Source organism: Streptomyces sp. NPDC003248 (assembly GCF_055563235.1).
This window is the reverse complement of record NZ_JBVHDT010000020.1, coordinates 89,234-112,163: the sequence shown is the minus strand read 5'-3', so window position 1 is coordinate 112,163 and position 22,930 is coordinate 89,234. Positions and strand designations below refer to the sequence as shown.

Here is a 22,930-nt window from a genome sequence, read left to right as displayed (position 1 = left end):
GCTCGGCCTTCCAGGAATTGTTAACTGGTGAACTATCGGCTACCTTTGTGGGCATGGTATCGCCGTCCTCGACCCGACAGCCCTCCTCGCACCGTTCCGCGGAGGCCGACCCGACCGTCCCCGCCCCGCTGCCCCGGCGGGCCGCCGTCGCCCTGGTCGCCGTGCTGGGCGCCCTCACCGCGGTCGCCCCGCTCGCGACCGACATGTACGTCCCCGGCTTCCCCGCCATGGGGGAGGCGCTCGGTACGAGCTCGTCGGCGGTGCAGCTGACGATGACCGCCTTCCTGGCCGGCCTGGTCGTCGGCCAGTTGCTGATCGGCCCGCTGAGCGACGGGCTGGGGCGGCGCCGGCTGCTGCTGTCCGGAGCCGCCGGGTTCGTCCTCTTCTCCGTCGTCTGCGCCGTCGCGCCGGACGTCACCGTGCTCACCGGCGCCCGCTTCCTCCAGGGCGTGGCCGGAGCGGCCGGGATGGTACTCGCCCGCGCCGTGCTCACCGACCGTTTCCACGGTGCCGAACTCCCGCGCTACTTCGCGGTCCTCTCCCAGGTCATGGGCGTCGCCCCGGTCGCCGCACCGGTCCTCGGCGGGGTGGTCCTCGGCCTCTCCACCTGGCGCGCCGTGTTCGCCGTGCTGGCCGTGCTGGGCGCCCTGCTGCTGTTCGCCGTGGTGCGCGCCGTCCCCGAGTCCCTGCCGCCGGAGCGTCGCCACGGCGGCGGCTTCACCAGCACCTTCCGCGCCATGGGCGCCCTGCTCGGCCGCCGCGCCTTCATGGGCTACGTCCTCGTCATCGCCTTCGTGTCGGCGGCGCTGTTCGCCTACATCAGCGGCTCCAGCTTCGTCTTCGAGAGCCTCCACGGGGTCTCCGCGACGACGTACTCCCTGATCTTCGCCACCAACGCGGTGGGCATGCTGCTCAGCGGTGCCGTCTTCTCCCGCCTGGCGGGAAGGCTGCGGCTGAACACCCTCCTCTCGGCCGGCGTCGGTGTCTGCCTGCTGGGCGCGCTGGCCCAGGTCCTGCTGGTCGTGACCGTCGGGGAGACCCTCGCCGGCACGTGGACCACCCTGTTCGTGACCGCCGTCGGCATCGGCCTGGTCTTCCCGGCCGGCATGAGCATCGGCCAGGCGGTGGGCCGGTCGGCCCCGGGAGCGGCTTCCGCGCTCCTGGGCGGGCTCCAGTTCCTCTTCGGAGCGCTGGCCTCCCCCCTGGTCGGTCTGTTCGGGGAGGAGAGCTCCCTCCCGATGGCACTGGTCATGCTGGTCGCCGTGGCCGCCGCCGCGGCCGCCCTGGCCGGTCTCGCCCGGCCCTGGGAGGGGCACGGCGAACCGGACGACTCGGCGATCCGGGCCGCCGGCGGCCCCGGCCGGAACGCGGGCTGACCGACGCGCGCGGATCCCGGCGCGAGGGCAGGGTGCCGGGATGCCGTTGCGGTCGTCGCGACGCCACCGCGGTGCCGCGTGCGGCTGCGGATGCCTCGGCGCGGCCGAGGTGCCGTGCAGCCTCAGCGGCTCCGGATGGCGGTGGTGGCGAAGAACCCGGTGGCGGCGGCGGTGATGAGGGCGCAGACGGAGAACAGAAGCGTGCGTCGCATGGAGAAACCTTTCCTGACGATGACGGATGGGTCCTGCACAACGTCGGCCGGGCCGAAGTCGGTGCGCCGACGGGCCGACGCCACCCGGACGGACGCGACCGTGCGAGGACGGACGCGACCGTGCGGGTACGGGCCCCCGCGCACGCGTGTTCGTCGGGCGGCCGTACGCCGTTGATCGCGTACGGGTGAATACGGGCTGTTCGCCATGGGCCGGAGACGTGCTCCCGGCACTCTGCTGACCGGCGGTGGGGGAACGCGCGAGGCGGACGGAGGGCGCCGTGACGGTCATGAGGAGCACGCGTGACTGACGAACGGGCCGGCGGCGCTCCGGCCGGCCCGGCGGTCCCCGGTCCCCGCCCCGGCGTGGACGACGAGGTCGGGGACGGCGAGGGCCGGGACGGCGAGGTCGGGGACGGCGAGGGCCGGGACGGCGAGGGCCGCGGCGGGCGGGCGAAGCCCCCACGGCACGTCGCCTGCGTGATGGACGGCAACGGCCGCTGGGCGGCACAGCGATCGCTGCCCCGGACGTCGGGCCACCGCGCGGCGGAGACGACGGTGATCGACGTCATCGAGGCGGCGCGCACGGCCGGCGTGGAGTGGCTGACCCTGTACGCCTTCTCCACCGAGAACTGGCGCCGCCCCGGCCACGAGGTCGACTACCTGATGCGACTGGTGCGCCGCGTGGTGCGCAAACACGCTCCGCTGCTGCACGCGCGGGGAATCCGCTGCCGCTTCCTGGGCGTCGCCGACCCCCGTATCCCGGCGCCGCTGACCCGGGACTTCGCGGACCTGGCGACCCTGACCGGCGGGAACCGGGGGATGACCCTGACCGTCGCGTTCGATCACGGCGGACGCAGTGACATCGTCGAGGCGGCACGCGCGCTCATCCGGCGCGGCGTGCCGGCCGACGACGTGACGGAGGACAGCTTCGCCGCCCACCTCCCCCTCCCCGACACACCGGACGTCGACCTCGTCATCCGGACCTCCGGTGAACAGCGCATCTCCAACTTCATGCTGTGGCACGTCGCCTATGCCGAATGGATCTTCCCGGAGGTCCTCTGGCCCGACTTCCGGGCGCCGGACTTCCTGGAGTGCCTGCGGGCCTACCAGCGGCGCCGGCGCCGTTTCGGCGGCGTGGCGCCGCATGGGAACCAGGAACCCCGACCGTGAACGGAGAGGCCATGACCGACCGCACGACGACCGGCGACCCCCACGACGGCGCCACCCCCCGCAGCGAGTCCCACAGCAGCGGGTCCCCCAGCAGCGAGTCCCACGACGAGGAGACCCGCGGCGCCGACTTACCGCTGTTCGGCCCGGGCTCGCAGTTCCACGAGTTCTTCGACGACCCGCGCTGGGCGCTGGCGATGATCCGGGCGACGGTGCTGGAGGCCGCCCACCCGCAGGTCGGCGCGGCGCTGATGGACAGTTCGACGTTCGTCACGCATCCGTGGCGGCGGCTGCGCAACACACTGCTCAGCCTCCAGCGCATGTTCGGCGCCGAGGAGGACGTCCGGCGGCGGGAGGCGGCACGGCTCAACCGGCTGCACGCCCGGCTGAACGGCGTCGACGAGCAGAACCGGCCCTACGACGCCCTGGACCCCGGGGCCCGCGCCTGGGTGGTGGCCACGCTCTTCGAAAGCACCGTCACCATGTGCCGGTTGAGCGGCCAGCCCCTGGAACAGGCCACCATGGACCGGCTTTACACCGAGTTCCGGGCGTTCCACGCGGCCCTCGGCGACGAGTCCGACCGACTGCCCGCCACCGTGCGCGAGTTCTGGCCGTACTACGACCGTGTCGTCGAGGAGGAGCTGGAGAACACGGAGGCCCTGCGCATCATCCTCTACCGGCTCTTCGACCACCTCCCGGCGCCGCCCCTGCTGGGCCACCTGCCGACGCTCTGGGCGGCCGGCCGCGCGCTCGCCGGCCCCGTCGTCGGCGCCATCACCGTGGCGTCCCTCCCGGAGTCCTTCCGCCGGCGGGCGGGGCTGCCCGAGATCCCCGGCGCCCAGACCCTGACCCAGGGCGCCTACCTGACGGTCGGCCTGGCGCGCTTCCTCCCCGACGGCTGGCTCCAGGCCCGAGCCGTGACCGACCTGCTCTCGCTCTCGCCCGACAGCGACGACCCCCGGACCAGGACCCTGGCGGCACTGGGCGAGCGGATGAAACGGGCCGGCGCCCTGCTCAGGCTGATCACGCCGTTCACCGAGCCGGGAGATCCGGCCGGTCCGGCCGAGGACGGCGGACCCGCGCGGCGCACCGCCGAGGAGTTCTTCGACGAGGTGCTCGACCAGACCGGGGACGGCTACCTGGACTGGCCCGACCTGGCGGCCATGGCCCGCGAGATGTCCGGCCGCCTCGACCTGGACGAACCGGAGGAGACCAGGCTCTACGACGCGTACGCCGACTGGTGGCGGGAGCTCCAGGCGGCCCTCGACGGCGACGGCGACGGCCGCGTCAGCCGGCACGAGTACGCGGCCGCCGTTCCGTCCCTCGCCGGTCCCGCCCTGATCAGGGTCGCCGAGGTCCTCTTCGACGTGACCGACGCGGACGGCAACCGGTCCATCGACGCCGACGAGTACCGCGCCCTGTTCCGTACCGCGTTCCGGCGCGAGATGACCGACGCCGACGGCACGTACTCGCGGGGCGCGTTCGTCCAGGACTTCCTCTCCTTCATGTCCGGCCGGCGGCGCTCGACCGACTACGACCCGCTGCTGGCCGAGGCCTGAACCCCGGTGCGGCCGGATGCCCGGCCGCACCGGGCAGGACGCCGCCCTCCCGCGCGACGACGCGGAGGGCGGCTCCATGACCGGCTCCACAGCCGACTCCACCGCCAGTTCCCCGGCCAGTTCCCCGGCCGGCTCGGTGACCGGCTCGGTGACCCGCCCCCGGTGACCGGCTCGGCGGCGGCCGGCCCGGCGCTCCCCGGTCCGTCGTGAAGGCTTCCGGCGAACCGTAACTCCTTCTGCGCACGGCGCCTTTCACTCCCGGCCCGACGAGTGTGACCGCTCCCATTGCGGTGACCGGTCCGGTACGGCGACCCTCTCCTCGCACGATTTTCCGAATAACTGTTATCCAGGGCCCCCTTCGGGATCTCCCCCTGTGACGGACAGCACCGTTCGGCGTCGACGACAGGGAAGCTGCAATGAGTACACGGCACGAGGTGGGGACGGCGGCACTGGTGACCGCTGCCCGAGCGGGCGACACACAGGCCCAGGACGCCCTGGTCGGGATCCATCTGCCGCTGGTCTACAACGTCGTGGGCCGGGCCCTGAACGGGTCGGTGGACGTGGACGACGTGGTGCAGGACACCCTGCTGCGGGCCCTCGGCTCACTGCACGACCTCCGCGACCCGGCCAGCTTCCGGTCCTGGCTGGTGGCCATCACCATGAACCAGGTCCGGCTGTACTGGCGGGACCGGCAGTCCGCCCCGGGCCCCGTCGAGCAGGCCTTCGACGTCGCCGATCCGGGCGCGGACTTCGTGGACCTGACCATGGTGCAGCTCCAGTTGTCGGGCCAGCGCCAGGAGACCGCGAGGGCGACGCGCTGGCTGGAGCCCGACGACCGGGGACTGCTGTCCCTGTGGTGGCTGGAGTGCGCGGGCGAGCTGAGCCGGGCGGAGGTCGCCGCGGCCCTGGGGCTGTCCCCGCAGCACACGGCGGTCCGCGTGCAGCGCATGAAGGCCCAGTTGGAGGCGGCACGCGTGGTCGTGCGGGCACTCGACGCGCAGCCGCCGTGCGAGGAACTGCGCGGCGTGCTCGCCGACTGGGACGGAGTTCCCTCCCCGCTGTGGCGCAAGCGAACGGCCCGGCACGCTCGGGGCTGTGTCCGCTGCTCCGGCCTGTGGAGCGGCTTGATGCCCGCGGAGGGGTTGCTGGCCGGCCTGGCGCTGGTGGCGGTCTCGCCCGCGCTTCTGGCGCGGTTCGGCTCCGGCTCCACCTCCGTCGCCCTCGCCGCGACGGGTTCGGCGCCCCGGCTCGGTGACGACGGGTCCGGTGCCGACGACGAGTCTCGTGCCGACGACGGGTCCGGCGCCGTCGGCGCGGACGGCGCCGAAGAGGCGGTGCGGCTGGACGGCCATCGCGCCCCGGGCCGCCAGGGCCTGTCCCGCGGTGCGGCCCGCCGGCGGCGGCGCACCAGACGGCGCGTGATCGGCGCGGCCGTCGTGGCGGTGTGCGTGGCCGGCGGCGGCCTGTACCACATCGTCACCCGGCCGGATTCCGGGTCCGAGGGAACGACCGCGGCCCAGGTCGCCGACGATTCCCGGGTCACGGGAGGCCCGACCCCCGACGCCGCACGGGAGAGCTCCGCGTCCGCTTCCCCGTCCGCGTCGGCGTCCCCGTCCCCGACGTCGTCGCCGTCGGCATCGGCGTCGCGGAGCGCGAGTGCCTCCCCGAGCCCTCGCCCGTCCACCCGTACGACGGCTGCGGAGGAAGCGACGAAAACGCAGCGGCCGGCGTCGAGCACACCGGAGGCGGAGACGGCCGCCACCGGCACCGCGGCCCAGGTGATCGCCCTGGTCAACGAGGAGCGGGCGGCCGCCGGTTGCGGCCCCGTCAGCGAGAACTCCAAGCTGCGCGCGGCCGCTCAGGGCCACTCCGACGACATGGCCGCCCGCGACTTCTTCGACCACACCAACCCCGACGGGGACGGTCCCGGCGAGCGGATCACGGCCGCGGGCTACCGGTGGTCCACGTACGGGGAGAACATAGCCATGGGCCAGCAGACCGCCGAAGCGGTGATGACCTCCTGGATGAACAGCGAGGGCCACCGCGCGAACATCCTCAACTGCGCCTTCGAGGAGATGGGCGTGGGCATCCACGAGGACGGCGGCGGCCCGTGGTGGACCCAGGTCTTCGGCACCGGGCTCTGACGCGAGCGGACGGCCTCGCGCCCGGTGGGAGCACTTCGGTCGACGATGTTGACTCCACTGCCTGGTGACTGCACATTACTTATCGGTAGAACCATGTGGTAACCGAACATCGCGCCTTCAGGCACTTCAGGCAGTTCAGGTCCGTCACGTACGACACCACCCTTCCCGCACTCCTCTCACGGCCGCGCACGCGTGGGATCCCGCGCACGCGCGGCCGTCGGCACCTTCCTCCGCTCCGAGCCGCCGAACCTCGTGACCAGTACGCCCGCAGGCGTCCCCCTGGCCGGCCGTGTGCCCGCCCGCCCGGCGTCCGCACTCCCGAGAATCGAGAGCACATGCCGAAGCACACCTCCCGTCATGTCATGATCGCGTCAGCAGTCGCCGCCGGCGCGCTGTCCCTCACCCTCACCGGCGCCCAGGCGCACGCCGTCACGCCCCTGGACTACGTCGCCCTCGGCGACAGCTACAGCGCCGGTTCGGGTGTCCTCCCCATCGACCCCTCCAACCTGCTCTGTCTGCGCTCCACGGCGAACTACCCGCACGTCCTCGCCTCCAGAACGGGCGCCCACCTCAAGGACGTGACCTGCGGCGCGGCCGAGACCAAGCACTTCACCCAGGCCCAGTACCCGGGCGTCGCCCCCCAGGTGAACGCCCTCGACGCGGGCACCGACCTGGTGACGCTGACGATCGGGGGCAACGACAACGGCACCTTCATCAACGCCGTGACGGCCTGCGCCACCGCGGGCGTCCTCAGCGCGGGCAAGGGCAGCCCCTGCAAGGACGCCAACGGCACGACCTTCGACGACCAGATCGACACGAACACCTATCCCGCGCTCAAGGCCGCCCTCGGCAGCGTGCGCGCCAAGGCGCCGAACGCGCGCGTCGCGGTCCTGGGCTACCCGTGGATCATGCCGGCCACCGCCGACCCCTCGTGCTTCGCCAAGCTGCCGGTCGCCTCCGGCGACGTGCCCTATCTGCGCGCGCTCCAGGCCCACCTCAACGCGGTCGTCCAGCGGGCCGCCGAGGAGGCGGGCGCCGTCTACGTGGACTTCGCCCGGTCCTCCGACGGCCACGACGCCTGCGCGGACGCCGGCACCCGGTGGATCGAACCCCTGCTCTTCGGCACCAGCGTCGTTCCCGTCCACCCCAACGCCTTCGGGGAGAAGCGCATGGCCGAGGAGGCGATGGCCGCCCTCGGCCTCGGCTGACCGGCGGCCACCCGGCGGTCCGGTCCGTCGTACGTCCCGGCCGCCGCGCGACGGCGCCCGGGACGTACGGCCCGGCCGCCGCGCCGCGGTCAGTACACGACCTCCGGCTTCTCGTAGGGCGTCCACCAACTGGTCAGCCCCCACACGCCCAGGGCGAGCACCGCGACGGCGGCCACGGCCGCCGCCCACGGGCGCGCGCACCACCGCAGAGCCAGCAGCCAGGTGACGATCGGCAGCAGCGCCCCGCCCAGGGCGATCAGGGGGAGGTCGACGTAGAGGACGCTCAGGTCACGGTGCATGTCCTCGAACCCGCCCTCGATGTTGACCCGCGCCTTCGGCGCCCAGGCCAGCACCGAGACCGCGGCGCCCAGCGCCGCCAGCAGCACGGCGGCACATCCCTTGCTCTCTTCCCTCATGATCGTGTCTGACGCGCCGCCCCCCACCACGGTTCCCGGCCGCCCTCCCGGCCCGGCAGTCCCCGCACCGCACCCACGCCGAGCCCCTCCGGCCGGTGCCCACCGGGCCGGAGGGCACCGGCCGTCCCTCGGCGACGGCGGATCAGTCCTCGCCCAGGTACGCCTTGCGCACGCTGTCGTCGTGCAGCAGGTCCGCACCGGTGCCCGACAGGACGATCCGGCCGGTCTCCATGACATGACCCTGGTCGGCCAGGGCGAGGGCGGCGCGGGCGTTCTGCTCGACGAGGAGGATCGTCGTCCCGGCCGCCTTCAGCTCCGCGACCGTGGCCATGATCTTCTTCATCATCAGCGGGGACAGGCCCATCGACGGCTCGTCGAGCATCAGCAGCCGCGGCCGGCACATCAGCGCCCGCCCCATGGCGAGCATCTGCTGCTCGCCGCCGGAGAGCGTGCCCGCCGGCTGGTCCCGGCGCTCGCGCAGCCGCTCGAAGAGGGTGTGGACCCGCTCCAGGTCGTCCGCGACGGCGGGGTCGTTCTTGCGCAGGTAGGCGCCGAGCAGCAGGTTCTCCTCCACCGTCAGCCGGGGGAAGATGTGCCGCCCCTCGGGGGAGTGCGCCAGCCCGAGCGCCACGACGCGGTGCGCGGGCATGCCGGTCAGGTCCCGGCCGGCGAACCGCACCCGCCCCGCCGAGGGCGTCAGCAGCCCGCTGAGGGTGTGCAAGGTGGTGGTCTTCCCGGCGCCGTTGACGCCGATCAGCGTCACCACCTGGCCCTCCTCCACGGTGAAGGAGACGCCCTTGACGGCTTCCACCTTCCCGTAGGCGACCCGCAGGTCCTCCACTTCCAGCAGGGCGCTCATACGGTCCTCTCCCGGTCGGTGCCGACGGGGTCGGCGTCGTCGTCGGGCGCGCCGAGATAGGCCTCCACGACGCGTGCGTCGGCCTGTACGTCCGCGGGGGCGCCCTCGGTGAGCTTGGCGCCCTGCACCAGGACCGCCACCCGGTCGCACAGGTTCATGATGAAGCGCATGTCGTGCTCGATGACCAGGACCGCGATGCCCAGGTCCCGGACGGCGTGCACCAGCGCCTCGGTCTCCCGGGTCTCCCGGGGGTTCATGCCCGCGGTGGGCTCGTCCAGCAGCAGCAGCCTCGGTTCGCTCGCCAGCGCCCGGGCGATCTCCAGACGCCGCTGGGCGCCGTAGGGCAGGTTGCGGGCGAGCAGCGGGGCCTCGTCGGGCAGGCCGACGAACTCCAGCAGCTCCCGGGCGCGTTCGCGGGACTCCCGCTCCTCGCGCCGGTAGCGCGGGCCCCGGCCCAGGGCGGCCAGGAAGCCGGCCCGGGTGCGGGTGTGGCGGCCGACGATCACGTTCTCCAGCGCCGACATGTTCGCGAACAGCCGGATGTTCTGGAAGGTGCGGGCCACCCCGGCCCGGGTCACCTCGGCCGGCCTCGGCGGCAGGACGGCGCCGTCGAGCCGCACCTCGCCCTCGGTGGGGACGTACAGGCCGGTCAGACAGTTGAAGAAGGTGGTCTTGCCGGCGCCGTTGGGGCCGATCAGGCCGACGATCTCGTGCGGCCCGACGGTCAGCCCCACGCCGTCGACGGCGGTCAGGCCGCCGAACCGCATGGTGACCCCACGGGCTTCCAGGACGGGTACGGGTGTGGCGGTCATACGGCGTTCGCCTCCGCTGCGGCCGACCGCGCCTCGGCGCGCGCCGCCTGTTCGTGGTGGAACTCCAGCTGGTGCCTGCGGTCGGGGACCAGCCCCTCGGGCCGGAACCGCATCATGAGGACCAGCGCCAGGCCGAACAGCATCATCTGGTACTTGCTGAAGAACTCGAACTTCGCCGGGATCAGATAGAGCAGGGCCGCCCCGACCAGCGGACCGGAGACCGTGCCCATGCCGCCGAGGACCACCGCGGCCAGCAGGAAGGCCGAGTTGGGCGGGGCGGTGTCGGCGAACTTGTAGTTGTCCGGCACGGCGTTGGTCTGAAGGTGTGCCATCACCGTGCCGGCCAGTCCGGCCAGCGAGGCGCCGAGACCGAAGGCGAGCAGCTTGTACCGGAAGCCCTCGATGCCCATCGCGGTGGCGGCCTTCTCGTCCTCCCGCAGCGCGATCCAGGCCCGCCCGATCCGGGAGTCGCCCATCCGCGCGTAGACGAACACCACCAGCGCGACCACCGCCAGCAGCAGCACGTAGTAGTTGGCGAACCGGCCGAACTGGACGCCGAGGACGGTGTGCGGCTCCCCCAGGTCGAAGCCGAACAGCCGCAGGTTCGGCACCGAGTTGATGCCGTTGGGGCCGTTGGTGACCAGCGGGCCGGACGTGCCGTCGAGGTTGTTGACGGTGATGCGGAAGATCTCGCCGAAGCCGAGGGTGACGATGGCGAGGTAGTCGCCGTGCAGCCGCAGCGTCGGCGCGCCGATGACCAGGCCCGCCACCAGCGAGACGGCCATGCCGAGCAGCGCCGTCGCCCAGAACGGCCACGGCCCGACGTCGAGCGTGGAGAACGTCGACCCGGACACCAGGGCGGCGGTGTAGGCGCCGGTGCCGAGGAACGCCACGTACCCCAGGTCGAGCAGCCCCACCAGGCCGACGACGATGTTCAGACCGAGCGCCACCGTCGCGAAGACGAGGATGTTGTCGGCGATCGCCGTGTACTGGTCGCCGGTCTGGGTGAAGGGGAAGACCAGCGCGGCGGCGAACGCGGCCACCGCGACGGCGGTCCGGTTGCGGGCGTTCATCGCCGTGATCCGGCGGGTCAGCCCGGCCGCGGCCAGGGCACGGGTGCCGAACCCGGCGGCCGGCAGGAACGCCAGGAAGTCCTGCGCCGACTCGGTCGTGATGCCGTACGCCAGCACGGACATCGCGGCCAGGAACACCACGGTGATGACGGCGACCTCGAGCGGCCGGGCCAGTGGACGGTCCGGACGCGGGTCCGGGACGGTGTCGTCGGGCAGGGCGTGCGCGCCGGCCGCGAGGAGCAGCACGGCGACGCCGGCCAGCCAGCCGCCCGGTTCCAGGTTGACCGCTCCGCCGAGGGTGACGGCGATGGCGATCACGGTGACCCAGGTCGCGGTGAGCGCGGCCAGGGCGGCGGCGCGCAGCGCCCGCACCGCGCCGGCCGGCGCGACCGGCCGGGCGCCGGGCGCCCGCAGGGCGGCGGCCGCGAACACCGCGGCGGCCACCCCGCACACCAGGGTGACGACCTGGCTGCCGCCGGGATACCCGGTGAGCGTCAGATTGCCGGGGTAGGCGGGGGTCCAGGTCCAGGGCAGGAACGGGGACACGACCGTCAGGGCCGCGCCGAGCACGGTCAGCACCCGGGCGACGGGGACGGGGAGGGGGAGAGCGGGTCTCTGCTTCATCGTCGTCGGCTCCTCACGCCCGGTCCGCCACGCGTTCGCCGAGCAGGCCCTGTGGTCGCACCAGCAGCACCAGGATCAGGATCACGAAGGCCCACACGTCCTTCCACACCGAGCCGCCGAACATGTCCAGCGCGGGCAGGTGCGGCAGCGCGCCGGAGGCCAGCGACTCGGCGACGCCGAGCACCACACCGCCGAGCATCGCGCCCTGGATGTTGCCGATGCCGCCCAGCACCGCGGCGGTGAAGCCCTTCAGGCCGGCGATGAAGCCCATGTTGTAGGAGACCGTGCCGAGCCTGAGGCCCTGGGTCAGGCAGGCCACGGCGGCCAGGGCGGCGCCCACCGCGAACGCGATCACGATGATCCGGTCGGTGTCGATGCCCATCAGCCGCGCGGTCTTCGGGTCCTGCGCGGTCGCCTGCATCGCCCGCCCGGTGCGGGTCCGCCGGACGAACCAGGTCAGCCCGGCCATCGCCGCCGCGGCCACCACGACCGTGAGGACCGCCGCGTACGACACGCTGACCGGGCCGATGTGCAGCGGTTCGCCGGGCAGTTGGGGGAAGGGCACGGGGGCGCTGACGCCCATCGGCCTGCCGGGCAGGGTGAAGAAGTTGAACACGATCTGCTGGAGGAGGAGCGACAGGCCGATCGCGGTGATCAGCGGGGCGAGGCGGGGGGCGGTGCGCAGCGGCCGGTAGGCGAGCCGTTCGGCGGCCACCGCGGCGGAGACGGAGACGAGCACGCCGGCGAGCAGCATCACCGGCAGCGCCGCCCACAGCGGGATCTCGCGCAGCGCCGGTACCCACACGTAGACGAAGAGGGAGCCGAAGCCGCCGAGCATGAAGATCTCGCCGTGCGCGAAGTTGATGATCCGGAGGATGCCGTAGACCATCGTGTAGCCCACGGCGATCAGGCCGTACATGGTGCCGAGGACGAGGCCGTCGGTCAGCAGCTGGAGGAGGTCGGTGAGGGTCACCTCGGGTCCTTCGGTGGTGCGGACGGGGAGGGCGGACCGGTTCCGCTCCGGTCGGTCGGGCGGGCGCCGCGGGGCGCGGCCGGACGGGCGCGGAGCCGGTCCTCGGGTCGGGTCAGGTCAGTCCTCGACGGTGACGACGTCGATGCCGTTGACCCACTTGCCGTCCCGGACGCCGTTGACGCTGATGACCTGGTTGACGCTGTCGCCGAACTCGTCGAAGCCGACCTTGCCGGTGGCGCCGTCGAAGGTGACGTCCTGGAGGGCGTCGACGACCTTCGGCCGCAGCTCCGTGACCTTGCCCGCCTTACCGCCGTTCTCCTCCACCGCGGCCTTCACGGCCTGGATGAGCGCGGTGGTGGCGTCGTACACGTAGGCGCCGAAGACGCCGTAGGGCTGCTCGTAACCGGCCGCCTCGTACGCGGAGATGAAGTCCTTCGCCGAGTCCAGCTTGTCGATCGGGGCCCCGTCGGAGTGCGCGTAGGTGCCGTTCGCGGCCGCGGCGCCGGCGATCGACACCAGCTCGTCGTCCTTCACCGCGTCGCCGCCGCCCAGCGGCCCGTCGAACCCGGCCGCGACGAGCTGCTTCTTCAGCGAGCCGGCCTGCGGGTACTCGCCCCCGTAGAACACGCCCTGCGCGCCCGAGGACTTGACGCTGTTGACGACCGCCGCGTAGTCGGACTCGTCGGGGTTGAGCGACTGGTGGACGACGACCTTGCCGCCGAGCTTCTGGTACGCGTCGGTGAAGCTGTCCACGATGCCGACGCCGTAGGTCTTCTTGTCGTCGACCGTCGCCAGCTTCTTGACCTTCAGGTCGTCGAAGAAGTATTCCGCCATCACCGGGGCGGCGACCGCGTCGGTGCTGATGGTGCGGAAGTAGTTGTCGTACTCGCGCCGGGGGGCCGTCTTGTAGTCGGCGCCCTGGGTGAGCGCCGCGGCCGTGTTGGCACCGGAGATCTGCGCCATGCCCGCGTCGCGCAGGGTGGACACCATGGCCGCGGAGACGGAGGAGTTGTAGGCGCCCACCACGCCGATCACGCTCTCGTCGGCGACGAACGCCGCCGCGTTCTGCTGGCCGATGTTCGGCGTCGCCTGGTCGTCCTTGGCGACCAGCTCGAACGTGACACCGGGCACGGTCTTGTCCTGGTTGGCCTTCTTCACGGCCAGTTCCGCCGAGTTCTTCATGCCCAGGCCGACGGCCGCGAGGTCCTTCGACAGCGGCGCGTCGAAGCCGATGGTGACGGTCGTGGTGCCGTCGCCGGACGCGCCGCCGCCGGTCCCCTCGTCACGGGAGCCGCAGGCGGCGAGCAGGAGCGCCGCGGCCAGGACGGACGCGGCGACGGCGACCGGACGACGGCGCCCGGCCCTTCGGGCGGTGCTGGTGGTGTGGGACGTACGGACGTGATGCACAGGTTCCTCCCCGGACGGATCCGCATGCCGCAGCCGAGACGGGCCGCCGTACGGCGGGGCGGGCTGGGCTTCGCGCAGTGGCTGAAACCTAGATCCGCGGCAACGCCCCGCCGCTTGTCCTGGCGGCAGATTTCCGGGGCCGCCGATTGTCCGGCAGGACAACGGGCGGTAGCGCCCGCGTCATGTGACAAGTCACTTGCGCACCGGATGAATTGACTGATCGTCAGGGACGGGTCGGGGGCCGGAGCGCGGCGCGCAGCTCCAGCATGGTGATCAGCCGCTGCTCCGGGTCGTCGAGGTCGATGCCGGTCAGGGCCACGGCGCGGCGGATGCGGTAGCGCAGGGTGTTGGGGTGGACGTGCATCCGCTGCGCCACCGACCGCACGTCACCGAAGGCGTCCAGATAGCCCAGCAGCGAGGCGCACAGCTCCGAGCCGTGCTTGCGGTCGTGCGCCAGCAGCGGCTCCAGCGCGGGGTCCCGGATGTCCGGGTGCGCCCGCAGCAGTTCCAGGACCCGGCTCAGCACGACCGACGCGCGGGCGTCCTGGTACGTCGCCACCTCGCGGCCCGGGTCGTGCGCCACGACGTCCAGGATGCGGTCCGCCTCGGCGCGGGCGGCCGGGGCGTCGGCCAGCCGCCGCGGCGCGGACACCGCCGCCTGCACCGGGGTGCCCAGATGCCGGCGCAGCGTCGTGACGAGGTCCGTCGTCCAGCCCGCCGGAGTGGCCCGGCCGGCCGGGGCGGGAGCGTCCGCCGGGTGCGGCGCCGCGTCCGGCACCAGCACGTACAGACGGCCGTCCAGCCGGGTCGCCACCGCGGTGCGCCGGTGCGCGGCCGCGTGCAGCGCGATCGTGTCCACCGCACGGGTCCGGCGCAGCTCCGCCTCGGGGCCGCCGTCACCGGCGGGCTCGTTCAGCTCGACCGCGATGACCGTGGCGCAGGTGCGGGCCGCGATGCCCAGGTGCCCGGCGAGCGACGTGGCCGGCAGCCGGCCCACCAGCAGCCCCGCCGCCAGTTCCTGGCGCACCCCGCCGTCGGAGCCCGCGCCGCCCGGCTGCCGGATCAGCATCAGCGCGGCCAGCCGGGCCGCGCCGCGCAGCGCCTGCAACGCCCCCTCGGTGAGCGGTGCGCCGGCCTCCTGCACCCAGATCGTGCCCAGCAGGCGCCCGCCCGCCGTGATGCCGGCCGCGAGCCGCCGCCGTGTCCCCAGATCGGGCCGGGCCCCCACCTCCACGACCTCCTCGGTGCGCAGCCGCTGGTAGACCCCCGCCTCGTGCAGCACCTCCAGGTACGACGGCGGGCAGGACTGCCCGAGGATGGACAGCCGCCGCACCTCGTCGACCTGGCCGTCGGAGCGGGAGTAGGCCAGGACCCGGTGCGCCGGATCCTCCACGGAGACCGCGCCGCCGGTCAGCGCCGCCAGGGTCTGCACCAGCGAGAACAGGTCCCCGTGCGCCGACGCCCGCCCCAGGCCCGGCGCCTGCCGCACGCTGTCCACGACGGTCCGCGCCACCGAGTCGACCCGCTCCCACCGCACGTCGTCCCGCACCCCCAGGAGCGCGGTCCCCGACTCGGCGGCCGCCTGCCGCAGCGCCTCCACCGCGTCCGCGTCCGTCCCGGCCCGTACGGCGACGGCGGTGGCCCCCGACCGGGCCGCCGCGATCAGCGGCCGCAGCGCCGCCCGGCCGCGCGCCCCGATGAGCAGCACCAGGCAGTCGCGGTGCTCCGGCTCCGGCTCGCCGTCCGGTTCGGCGATGACCACCCCGGCCACCACCCGGTCCAGGCCGTGCGGCGCGGCGAGCAGATCGGCCAGGGGCCCGGACAGGGCGGGCAGCACCTGGCCCAGCAGAACGGCGGAGCCGGCGGGGGAGACCGACGGTGAGGGGCGCGGGGGCCGGGGGCCGGCGGACATCGAAGGCGTTCTCCGAACTGAACGGGACAGGGTGTGTCCCGGAACCTAGGCCGCGCACGGTACGGCGGTCCTTGTCGGCTCGGACGAAACGTGAGGGGAGCGGGTTGTGCGCGCGGCCAAGGCGCGGCGCGCCACGGCACGGACCGCCCTCGCGGGCGGCGGGGGCGGTTTCCGGCCGCGTCGGCGGTCGCGTCACGGCCGTTCACAGGTGTACTGCCGGGGTGCGTCCGGCTGGTGTCGTGTCCTGCCCTGCCGGGTACGTCCGGCCCCGGCTTCGCCGTGGGGCCTCGGCTGTGCGGTGGGGCCCCGGATGTGCCGTCCGGTTCCGGCGGCCTCGCCCGGCCTCGTGCGGCCCCGTGCCGCACGGCCCCGGCCGTGCCGCCCGGCCCCGTACGGCTGTGCGCGGCCGTGCGCGGCCGTGCTGCCGGGGCGCGCACGGCCGCGGCCGTCCCGGACCTGTCCTCGGGGGCGGGCGCCGTCCTGCCGGCCCGCGCCGTCGTCAGGTCTGTTCGGAGCGGTGGGCGAGGGCGACCGCGGCCACCGCCGCCAGGCCGAAGACGGCGCACAGCGCCCAGACCGCGGTGTAGCCGCCCTCGCTGGGCGTGGCCCCGCCGAGGGGCGTCGCCGAGGCGAGCAGGGAGGCGATGGCACCGCCCGCGACCGCGCCGCCGACGGTCTTGACGTTGTTGTACAGCGCGGAGGCGACCCCCGTGCGGTCCACGGGTGTGGCCTCGACGATGACCGTGGGCATGGCGCCGAGCGCCGCGCCGGTGCCCGTCCCGCACAGCAGCAGGGCGGCCACGACCTGCCAGAGCGCGTCGTGCAGGACCGCCAGGGCCACGAACCCGGCGGTCATCAGGGAGAACGCGGCGATCAGGGTGGGGCGGTAGCCGAGGCGCCGGGCGATCAGGGCGGTGCAGCTCGAGGTGGCGAGAGCGGCGAGCGTGGCGGGCAGGCCGACCAGGGAGATGGCCAGGGCGTTCAGACCGAAGCCGTAGCCGTCGGTGCCGGCGTCGGCGGCGAGGAACGTGGCGTTCGGGGACTGACTGCCGAAGTACAGGACACCGAAGAAGAACGAGGTCAGGTAGAAGGGCGCCACGGCGCGTCCGCGCAGGGCACGCAGGTCCACCAGCGGGTCCTCGGTGCGCAGTTCGACCCGCACCCAGACACCGGCCAGGACCGCGCAGGCCAGCAGCGGCAGCAGGACCTGCGCCGAGAGCCAGCCGCCGTGCTCGGCGCGCGACACCCCCGCGAGCAGGGTGACCAGCGCGGCGCCGAGCAGGCACGCGCCGGGCCAGTCGGGGCCGCCGGCCGTGCGCGGCACGCTCTCGGGGATGCGCCAGAACGCCACGGGCACGCACGCCAGCGCGAGGAGCGCGGGCACGAGCAGCACCAGCCGGAGGTCGGCCACCGCCTGGCTGATCGCGCCCATCGCGACGGCGCCGATCAGGCTGCCGAGGGTGAGGGCGCCGACCAGGCGGGCGATGGCGGCCCGGGCCTGCTCGACCGGGAGCCGGTTCCTGACGAGCGCGATCTCCAGCGGGAGCAGCGCGACGAGCGCTCCCTGGAGGACGCGGGCGAGCAGCAGCGTGGTGAAGTCCGGGGCCAGGGCGAGCAGCAGGGTGCCGGCCGCGACCGAGACGAGGGCGACGCGCAGCATCCGGCGGTGGCCGTGGAGGTCGCCGAGCCGGCCGAAGACCGGCACGAGGACCGCTCCGGAGAGCAGCTGCACGGAGATCACCCAGTTGACGGCGGAGTCGCCGACGCCGTGGTGGTCGCCGAGGTCGGGCAGCAGGGGGGCGATGCCGGTCTGGAGGAACCCGCTCATGAGCTCGAACAGGACGAGCAGCCCCACGACCGTCCGGGCGGAGGCCGCGGGCCCGGCGGGAGGCGCCGCCGCCGGTCCGCCCGGTGCGGCGGCGGTGTCGGTCACGCGCCCTCCCCGGAGGTGGTCGCGGCCGCGGCGGTGGCCGGCGGGGCGGACGGGAGCGCGGTGGCACCGGGGCCGGTGGGGGCGGGTCCGGTGGGGTCGGCGGCTGTCCCCGCCGCTTGCAGGGCCAGTCGCCGGGCGGCGAGGGTGGCCAGCAGCAGCGCCTGGTCGGGCAGCACGCCGTCGTCGTACACGGCCTGCGGCGAGTGGTTGACGGGCGCGGTGGCCGGATCGCGGTCGGGCGGGCAGGCGCCGACGGCGAGGAAGGCGCCGGGGACCTGTTGCAGCACGAAGGAGAAGTCCTCCGACCCGGAGACGGGCCGGGGGGCTTCGAAGACGCGGGTGGGCCCGAACAGGTCGAGCGCCGTCCCGAGCGCGAACGCCGCCTCGGCGGGCGGGTTGACCGTGGCCGGGTACTGGCGGCCGTAGTCGACGCGCACGTCGACGTCGTGGGCGGCGGCCACACCCCGCAGCGTGCGCTCCACCAGGGCCTGGACCTGGTCCCGGACGGCCTCCGAGTAGGTCCGGACGGTGGCGCTGAACTCGGCGGTGCCGGGCACCACGTTGCGGGCGGTGCCCGCGTGGAAGACACCCACGGTGATCACCGCCGGGTCGTGCACGTCGATCTCGCGGGCGAGCCGGGTCTGGAGCGCGGTGACCATGTCGCAGGCGGCGACGACCGGGTCACGGGTCAGGTGCGGCATGGATCCGTGGCCGCCGCGGCCGGTGACGGTGACGTCGAAGGTGTCGCTGGCGGCCAGCAGGGTGCCGGGGCGCGTGGCGACGATGCCCTTGGGGACCTGGGTGGAGAACACGTGCAGGCCGTAGGCCGCGACGACGCGGGAGCCGGCCGCGTCCAGGACCCCCTCCTCGATCATGATCCGGGCCCCGCCGTCGCCCTCCTCGCCGGGCTGGAACATGAAGACCACGTCGCCCGCCAGCTCCTCGCGGCGCGCGGCCAGCAGGCGGGCCGCACCCACGAGCCCGGCGGTGTGCAGGTCGTGGCCGCAGGCGTGCATGATCCCGGGGTTCTCGGAGGCGTACGGCAGACCGGTGTCCTCGGTGACCGGCAGCGCGTCCATGTCGGCGCGCAGCAGCACGGCGGGACCGGGCCGCCCGCCGCGCAGGACGGCCGTGACGGAACTCAGCCCCCGGCCGGTCGTGATCTCCAGGGGCAGGCCGTCCAGGGCTTCGAGGACCTTGCCCTGTGTACGGGGAAGGTCCAGGCCGAGTTCGGGATCACGGTGCAGACGGCGGCGCAGGTCGGTCAGCTCGTCGGCGAGGGCGGTGGCGTCAGCGTGCTGGAACATGGCGTGTATCGTGCGCTCACCGTCCGCACGCTCGGCCGGCAACGCAGTGATGAGGCAATTCACCGAGATCATTCGCAGGAATCGGCCACGACCGGCTCATGGGCCGCTCGGACCCGGCAGGAGAAGGGGACGGTGTGCTCGACGAGATCGACTACCTGCTGATCACCGCCCTCCAGCACGAGCCCCGGGCCGACTGGCGGCGGATCGGCGCCCTGCTGGACGTGGACGCCACGACGGCGGCGCGGCGCTGGGCCCGTCTCACCGACGCGGGACTGGCCTGGCTCGGCTGTCATCCGTCCCCGGCCGCCACGGGAGAGCTGATCGTGGCGTTCATCGAGGTCGACTGCGAGCCCGGCCGGCTGCACACGGTCTGCGAGCAACTGGTCGACGACGCCGCCCTGTTCAACATCGAACACGCCACGGGCTCCCGCGACCTCCTGCTGACGGCGGTGTTCCGCAGCCAGACCCGACTGGCCCGCTACGTCGGCTTCCGCCTGGGAACGCTGCCGGGCATCGCCGCGACCCGCACCCAGATCGCGACCGCCCTGCACACCGAGGGCAGCCGATGGCGTCTGGACCGGCTGAAGGAGAGCGGCAGACCGGACGGCCAGCGGGCCCGCCCCGCCGCCCCCGCCGCGACCCTCGGCCCGGCCGACCTCGACCTCGTCCTGCTGCTCGGGGAGGACTGCCGGCAGAGCGTCAGCCGCCTCGCCGAACGAAGCGGCCTGAGTGCCGCCACCGTACGGCGGCGGCTGGCGAGGCTGGAGGCGGCGAACGCCATCGCGTACCGCTGCGAGGCGGCGCGCTCGGTATCGGGCTGGCCGGTGAGCGCCACCGTGTGGGGCGCCGTCCCGGCGGCCGAGACGGCGCGCGTCACGGCGCAGCTCTCCGGCATGCGGGAGACACGGCTGTGCGCCACGCTGACCGGCCCGCACAATCTGCTGTTCACGGTGTGGCTGCGGTCGGTGGGCGACATCCAGCCGTTCGAGGCGGCGCTCGTGCAGCGCTTCCCCGACCTCACCATCGCCGACCGGGCGGTCACCCTGTGGCGGCTCAAGCACGCCGGGCACATCCTCGACCCGGAGGGGCGGCGGCTGCGGACCGTCCCGTTCACCGGGATGTGGAACGACGGCGACACGAGCGCCGCCGAGACGGCGCTGCTGGACCGGCTGCGCAGGGCGGGCGGCACACCGGCCTGACACGGTCTGACAGCCGGGGGTCGCCCGGCACCGCCCGGCACCGACCGGCGCGAGCCGCACCCGGCGCGACGCGGCCGCCACGCCACGTGGACCGGGAGGGAGGTGCGGACCGGGAAGGCGGGCCCGGAGGGAGGAGCGGGCCGGGAGGGAGGTGCGGGCCGGGAGGGCGGATCGGTCAGGAATCGAGAAGCAGCCCGCGCCGTGCCCCACCTAGCATTTCCGCGGACGGAACCGGGCGAGCCGGGGCGAGGCCGCGACGACGGCCCCGCCCGACAGAGGAGAAGACCACGATGAGCAAGGCCACGACGGCGAACCAGCAGTCGCCCGTGCCGCACGCCGCCGACAGCCACGAACTGATCCGCGTCCACGGGGCGCGCGAGAACAACCTCAAGGGCGTCGACGTCGAGATCCCCAAACGCCGGCTGACGGTGTTCACCGGTGTCTCCGGCTCCGGTAAGAGCTCGCTGGTGTTCGACACGATCGCCGCCGAGTCCCAGCGGCTGATCAACGAGACCTACAGCGCCTTCGTCCAGGGCTTCATGCCCACGCCGGCGCGGCCCGAGGTCGACGTCCTCGAAGGGCTGACGACCGCGATCATCGTCGACCAGCAGCGGCTGGGCGCCGACCCCCGCTCCACGGTCGGCACGGTCACCGACGCCAACGCGATGCTGCGCATCCTCTTCAGCCGGCTCGGCACGCCGCACATCGGCCCGCCCGGCGCGTACTCCTTCAACGTCGCCTCGGTCTCCGCGAGCGGCGGGTACACGGTCGACCGCGGATCCGAGAAGACCAGGACCGAGAAGGTGACCTTCAGCCGGACCGGCGGCATGTGCACGCACTGCGAAGGCCGGGGAACGGTCACCGACATCGACCTCACCCAGCTCTTCGACGACTCCAAGTCGCTCTCGGAGGACCCGTTCACCATCCCCACCTACACCGGGGACGGCTGGGTGGTGCGGGTCATCACCGAGTCGGGCTTCTTCGACCCGCGCAAGCCGATCCGCGAGTACACCAAGAGGGAGCGGCACGACTTCCTCTACCGCGAGCCGACCAAGGTGAAGATCAACGGCGTCAACCTCACCTACGAGGGGCTGATCCCCAAGCTCCAGAAGTCGATGCTATCCAAGGACCGGGAGGCGATGCAGCCGCACATCCGGGCGTTCGTGGACCGGGCGGTGACCTTCGCCGACTGCCCCGAGTGCGACGGCACCCGGCTGAGCGGACTCGCCCGCTCGTCGCGGATCGGAGAGCTCAACATCGCCGACGCCTGCGCCCTCCAGATCAGCGACCTGGCCGACTGGATCCGCGGCCTGTCGGACCCGTCGGTGGCGCCGCTGCTCGCGGCGCTCCAGCACACCCTCGACTCGTTCACGGAGATCGGCCTCGGCTACCTCTCGCTGGACCGCCCGTCGGGCACGCTGTCGGGCGGCGAGGCGCAGCGGGTGAAGATGATCCGCCACCTCGGGTCCTCGCTCACCGACGTCACCTACGTCTTCGACGAGCCCACCATCGGCCTGCACCCGCACGACATCCAGCGGATGAACGACCTGCTGCTGCGCCTGCGGGACAAGGGCAACACGGTGCTCGTCGTGGAGCACAAGCCGGAGGCGATCGCCATCGCCGACCACGTGGTGGACCTCGGGCCCGGGGCCGGAACGGCGGGCGGCACGGTCTGCTTCGAGGGCACCGTCGAAGGGCTGCGGGCGAGCGGCACGGTCACCGGCCGCCACCTCGACGACCGGGCCGCGCTGAAGAAGACGGTGCGTGAGCCCACCGGCGCGCTGGAGATCCGCGGCGCGTCGACGCACAACCTGCGCGACGTCGACGTCGACATCCCGCTCGGCGTGCTGTGCGTGGTCACGGGCGTGGCCGGTTCGGGCAAGAGCTCGCTCGTCCGCGGCTCCGTCCCGGCCTCGGCGGGCGTGGTCTCGGTGGACCAGGCCCCGATCCGCGGCTCGCGCCGCTCCAACCCGGCAACGTACACCGGGCTCCTCGACCCGATCCGCAAGGCGTTCGCCAAGGCCAACGGCGTGAAGCCGGCGCTGTTCAGCGCCAACTCCGAGGGCGCCTGCCCGAACTGCAACGGCGCCGGCGTCATCTACACCGACCTGGCGATGATGGCCGGCGTCGCCACCACCTGCGAGGAGTGCGACGGGAGGCGGTTCCAGGCCTCGGTGCTGGAGTACCGCCTCGGCGGCCGCGACATCGGCGAGGTGCTGGCGATGCCGGTGACGGAGGCGGAGGAGTTCTTCGCCACCGGCGAGGCGCGCACCCCGGCCGCGCACCGCGTCCTCGGACGGCTCGCCGACGTCGGGCTCGGCTACCTCACCCTCGGCCAGCCGCTCACCACGCTGTCCGGCGGCGAGCGGCAGCGGCTCAAGCTGGCCACGCACATGGGCGAGAAGGGCGGCGTCTACGTCCTCGACGAGCCGACCACCGGCCTCCACCTCGCCGACGTCGAGCAGTTGCTCGGCCTGCTGGACCGGCTGGTCGACTCGGGCAAGTCGGTCGTCGTCATCGAACACCACCAGGCGGTCATGGCACACGCGGACTGGATCATCGACCTCGGTCCCGGCGCCGGCCACGACGGCGGCCGGATCGTCTTCGAGGGAACCCCCGCCGACCTCGTCGCCGCCCGCTCCACCCTCACCGGCGAGCACCTCGCGGCCTACGTGGGCGCCTGACCGGGGCGCCCGCGAAGGCGGGGGGAGGGCAGGGTGTCCGCGGCCCCGCCGCCCACCCGTCGTGT

17 protein-coding genes are annotated in these 22,930 nt (G+C 73.7%); 8 read left to right on the top strand and 9 right to left on the bottom strand.

Features of this window, described 5'->3' with window-relative positions; translation table 11 throughout:
* Window positions 1-53 precede the first annotated feature (53 nt).
* The 6 genes from ACZ3KJ_RS32330 to ACZ3KJ_RS32305 all read left to right on the top strand — a co-directional run bounded on the left by ACZ3KJ_RS32330 (window position 54) and on the right by ACZ3KJ_RS32305 (window position 7,666).
* Window positions 54-1,376 (top strand): multidrug effflux MFS transporter, encoded by a 1,323-nt coding sequence (locus ACZ3KJ_RS32330; RefSeq protein ID WP_467532199.1) that lies wholly within the window; start codon window positions 54-56, stop codon window positions 1,374-1,376.
* Between the two features lie 512 nt (window positions 1,377-1,888).
* Window positions 1,889-2,758 (top strand): polyprenyl diphosphate synthase, encoded by an 870-nt coding sequence (uppS, locus tag ACZ3KJ_RS32325; protein WP_467532197.1) that lies wholly within the window; start codon window positions 1,889-1,891, stop codon window positions 2,756-2,758.
* A gap of 11 nt (window positions 2,759-2,769) precedes the next feature.
* Complete coding sequence (locus ACZ3KJ_RS32320) at window positions 2,770-4,314, top strand: oxygenase MpaB family protein (RefSeq protein WP_467532195.1); 1,545 nt, start codon at window positions 2,770-2,772, stop codon at window positions 4,312-4,314.
* Between the two features lie 16 nt (window positions 4,315-4,330).
* Window positions 4,331-4,480, top strand: a complete 150-nt coding sequence (locus ACZ3KJ_RS32315) for a hypothetical protein (RefSeq protein WP_467532194.1) — start codon at window positions 4,331-4,333, stop codon at window positions 4,478-4,480.
* Window positions 4,481-4,730: 250 nt separating this feature from the next.
* The gene (locus tag ACZ3KJ_RS32310; protein WP_467532192.1) at window positions 4,731-6,458 is read left to right on the top strand and encodes a sigma-70 family RNA polymerase sigma factor; all 1,728 of its coding nucleotides are present in this window, start codon (window positions 4,731-4,733) and stop codon (window positions 6,456-6,458) included.
* 335 nt (window positions 6,459-6,793) lie between these two features.
* On the top strand, window positions 6,794-7,666 hold the full coding sequence (locus tag ACZ3KJ_RS32305; protein ID WP_467532190.1) for an SGNH/GDSL hydrolase family protein: 873 nt from the start codon (window positions 6,794-6,796) through the stop codon (window positions 7,664-7,666).
* 89 nt (window positions 7,667-7,755) lie between these two features.
* On the opposite strand, the gene ACZ3KJ_RS32300 is transcribed toward ACZ3KJ_RS32305, so the two are convergent.
* The 9 genes from ACZ3KJ_RS32300 to ACZ3KJ_RS32260 all read right to left on the bottom strand — a co-directional run bounded on the left by ACZ3KJ_RS32300 (window position 7,756) and on the right by ACZ3KJ_RS32260 (window position 18,982).
* Window positions 7,756-8,082, bottom strand: coding sequence for a hypothetical protein (locus tag ACZ3KJ_RS32300; protein ID WP_467532188.1), 327 nt, complete (start codon window positions 8,080-8,082; stop codon window positions 7,756-7,758).
* A 142-nt stretch (window positions 8,083-8,224) separates the two neighbouring features.
* Complete coding sequence (locus ACZ3KJ_RS32295) at window positions 8,225-8,941, bottom strand: ABC transporter ATP-binding protein (RefSeq protein WP_389518788.1); 717 nt, start codon at window positions 8,939-8,941, stop codon at window positions 8,225-8,227.
* A complete protein-coding gene (locus ACZ3KJ_RS32290; RefSeq protein ID WP_467532186.1) occupies window positions 8,938-9,753 on the bottom strand; it encodes an ABC transporter ATP-binding protein in 816 nt (271 codons plus the stop codon). The genes ACZ3KJ_RS32295 and ACZ3KJ_RS32290 overlap by 4 nt, the downstream gene beginning before the upstream one ends.
* Complete coding sequence (locus tag ACZ3KJ_RS32285; RefSeq protein WP_467532184.1) at window positions 9,750-11,450, bottom strand: branched-chain amino acid ABC transporter permease; 1,701 nt, start codon at window positions 11,448-11,450, stop codon at window positions 9,750-9,752. Before ACZ3KJ_RS32285 ends, ACZ3KJ_RS32290 begins: the two co-directional genes overlap by 4 nt.
* Window positions 11,451-11,463: 13 nt before the next feature.
* Window positions 11,464-12,423, bottom strand: coding sequence for a branched-chain amino acid ABC transporter permease (locus ACZ3KJ_RS32280; protein WP_467532183.1), 960 nt, complete (start codon window positions 12,421-12,423; stop codon window positions 11,464-11,466).
* Window positions 12,424-12,540: 117 nt separating this feature from the next.
* On the bottom strand, window positions 12,541-13,830 hold the full coding sequence (locus ACZ3KJ_RS32275) for a branched-chain amino acid ABC transporter substrate-binding protein (RefSeq protein WP_467532182.1): 1,290 nt from the start codon (window positions 13,828-13,830) through the stop codon (window positions 12,541-12,543).
* Window positions 13,831-14,053: 223 nt separating this feature from the next.
* Window positions 14,054-15,742: a PucR family transcriptional regulator gene (locus ACZ3KJ_RS32270; RefSeq protein ID WP_467532181.1), complete on the bottom strand. Its 1,689-nt coding sequence runs from the start codon at window positions 15,740-15,742 to the stop codon at window positions 14,054-14,056.
* Window positions 15,743-16,241: 499 nt separating this feature from the next.
* The gene (locus ACZ3KJ_RS32265; RefSeq protein WP_467532179.1) at window positions 16,242-17,675 is read right to left on the bottom strand and encodes an MFS transporter; all 1,434 of its coding nucleotides are present in this window, start codon (window positions 17,673-17,675) and stop codon (window positions 16,242-16,244) included.
* Window positions 17,672-18,982, bottom strand: a complete 1,311-nt coding sequence (locus tag ACZ3KJ_RS32260) for a M20 metallopeptidase family protein (RefSeq protein ID WP_467532177.1) — start codon at window positions 18,980-18,982, stop codon at window positions 17,672-17,674. The genes ACZ3KJ_RS32265 and ACZ3KJ_RS32260 overlap by 4 nt, the downstream gene beginning before the upstream one ends.
* Before the next feature lie 134 nt (window positions 18,983-19,116).
* On the opposite strand from ACZ3KJ_RS32260, the gene ACZ3KJ_RS32255 reads away from it, so the two are divergent.
* Both ACZ3KJ_RS32255 and ACZ3KJ_RS32250 read left to right on the top strand, forming a co-directional pair.
* Window positions 19,117-20,181, top strand: coding sequence for an Lrp/AsnC family transcriptional regulator (locus ACZ3KJ_RS32255; RefSeq protein ID WP_467532176.1), 1,065 nt, complete (start codon window positions 19,117-19,119; stop codon window positions 20,179-20,181).
* A 290-nt stretch (window positions 20,182-20,471) separates the two neighbouring features.
* On the top strand, window positions 20,472-22,865 hold the full coding sequence (locus ACZ3KJ_RS32250; RefSeq protein ID WP_467532174.1) for an ATP-binding cassette domain-containing protein: 2,394 nt from the start codon (window positions 20,472-20,474) through the stop codon (window positions 22,863-22,865).
* The last annotated feature ends 65 nt before the right edge of the window (window positions 22,866-22,930 follow it).

Bases quoted from the DNA above. Each gene is read 5' to 3' on its own strand.
- ACZ3KJ_RS32330 (WP_467532199.1), top strand. From the start codon at position 54: ATGGTATCGCCGTCCTCGACCCGACAGCCCTCCTCGCACCGTTCCGCG.
- ACZ3KJ_RS32320 (WP_467532195.1), top strand. From the start codon at position 2,770: ATGACCGACCGCACGACGACCGGCGACCCCCACGACGGCGCCACCCCC.
- ACZ3KJ_RS32315 (WP_467532194.1), top strand. From the start codon at position 4,331: ATGCCCGGCCGCACCGGGCAGGACGCCGCCCTCCCGCGCGACGACGCG.
- ACZ3KJ_RS32310 (WP_467532192.1), top strand. From the start codon at position 4,731: ATGAGTACACGGCACGAGGTGGGGACGGCGGCACTGGTGACCGCTGCC.
- ACZ3KJ_RS32305 (WP_467532190.1), top strand. From the start codon at position 6,794: ATGCCGAAGCACACCTCCCGTCATGTCATGATCGCGTCAGCAGTCGCC.
- ACZ3KJ_RS32300 (WP_467532188.1), bottom strand. From the start codon at position 8,082: ATGAGGGAAGAGAGCAAGGGATGTGCCGCCGTGCTGCTGGCGGCGCTG.
- ACZ3KJ_RS32295 (WP_389518788.1), bottom strand. From the start codon at position 8,941: ATGAGCGCCCTGCTGGAAGTGGAGGACCTGCGGGTCGCCTACGGGAAG.
- ACZ3KJ_RS32290 (WP_467532186.1), bottom strand. From the start codon at position 9,753: ATGACCGCCACACCCGTACCCGTCCTGGAAGCCCGTGGGGTCACCATG.
- ACZ3KJ_RS32285 (WP_467532184.1), bottom strand. From the start codon at position 11,450: ATGAAGCAGAGACCCGCTCTCCCCCTCCCCGTCCCCGTCGCCCGGGTG.
- ACZ3KJ_RS32270 (WP_467532181.1), bottom strand. From the start codon at position 15,742: ATGTCCGCCGGCCCCCGGCCCCCGCGCCCCTCACCGTCGGTCTCCCCC.
- ACZ3KJ_RS32260 (WP_467532177.1), bottom strand. From the start codon at position 18,982: ATGTTCCAGCACGCTGACGCCACCGCCCTCGCCGACGAGCTGACCGAC.
- ACZ3KJ_RS32250 (WP_467532174.1), top strand. From the start codon at position 20,472: ATGAGCAAGGCCACGACGGCGAACCAGCAGTCGCCCGTGCCGCACGCC.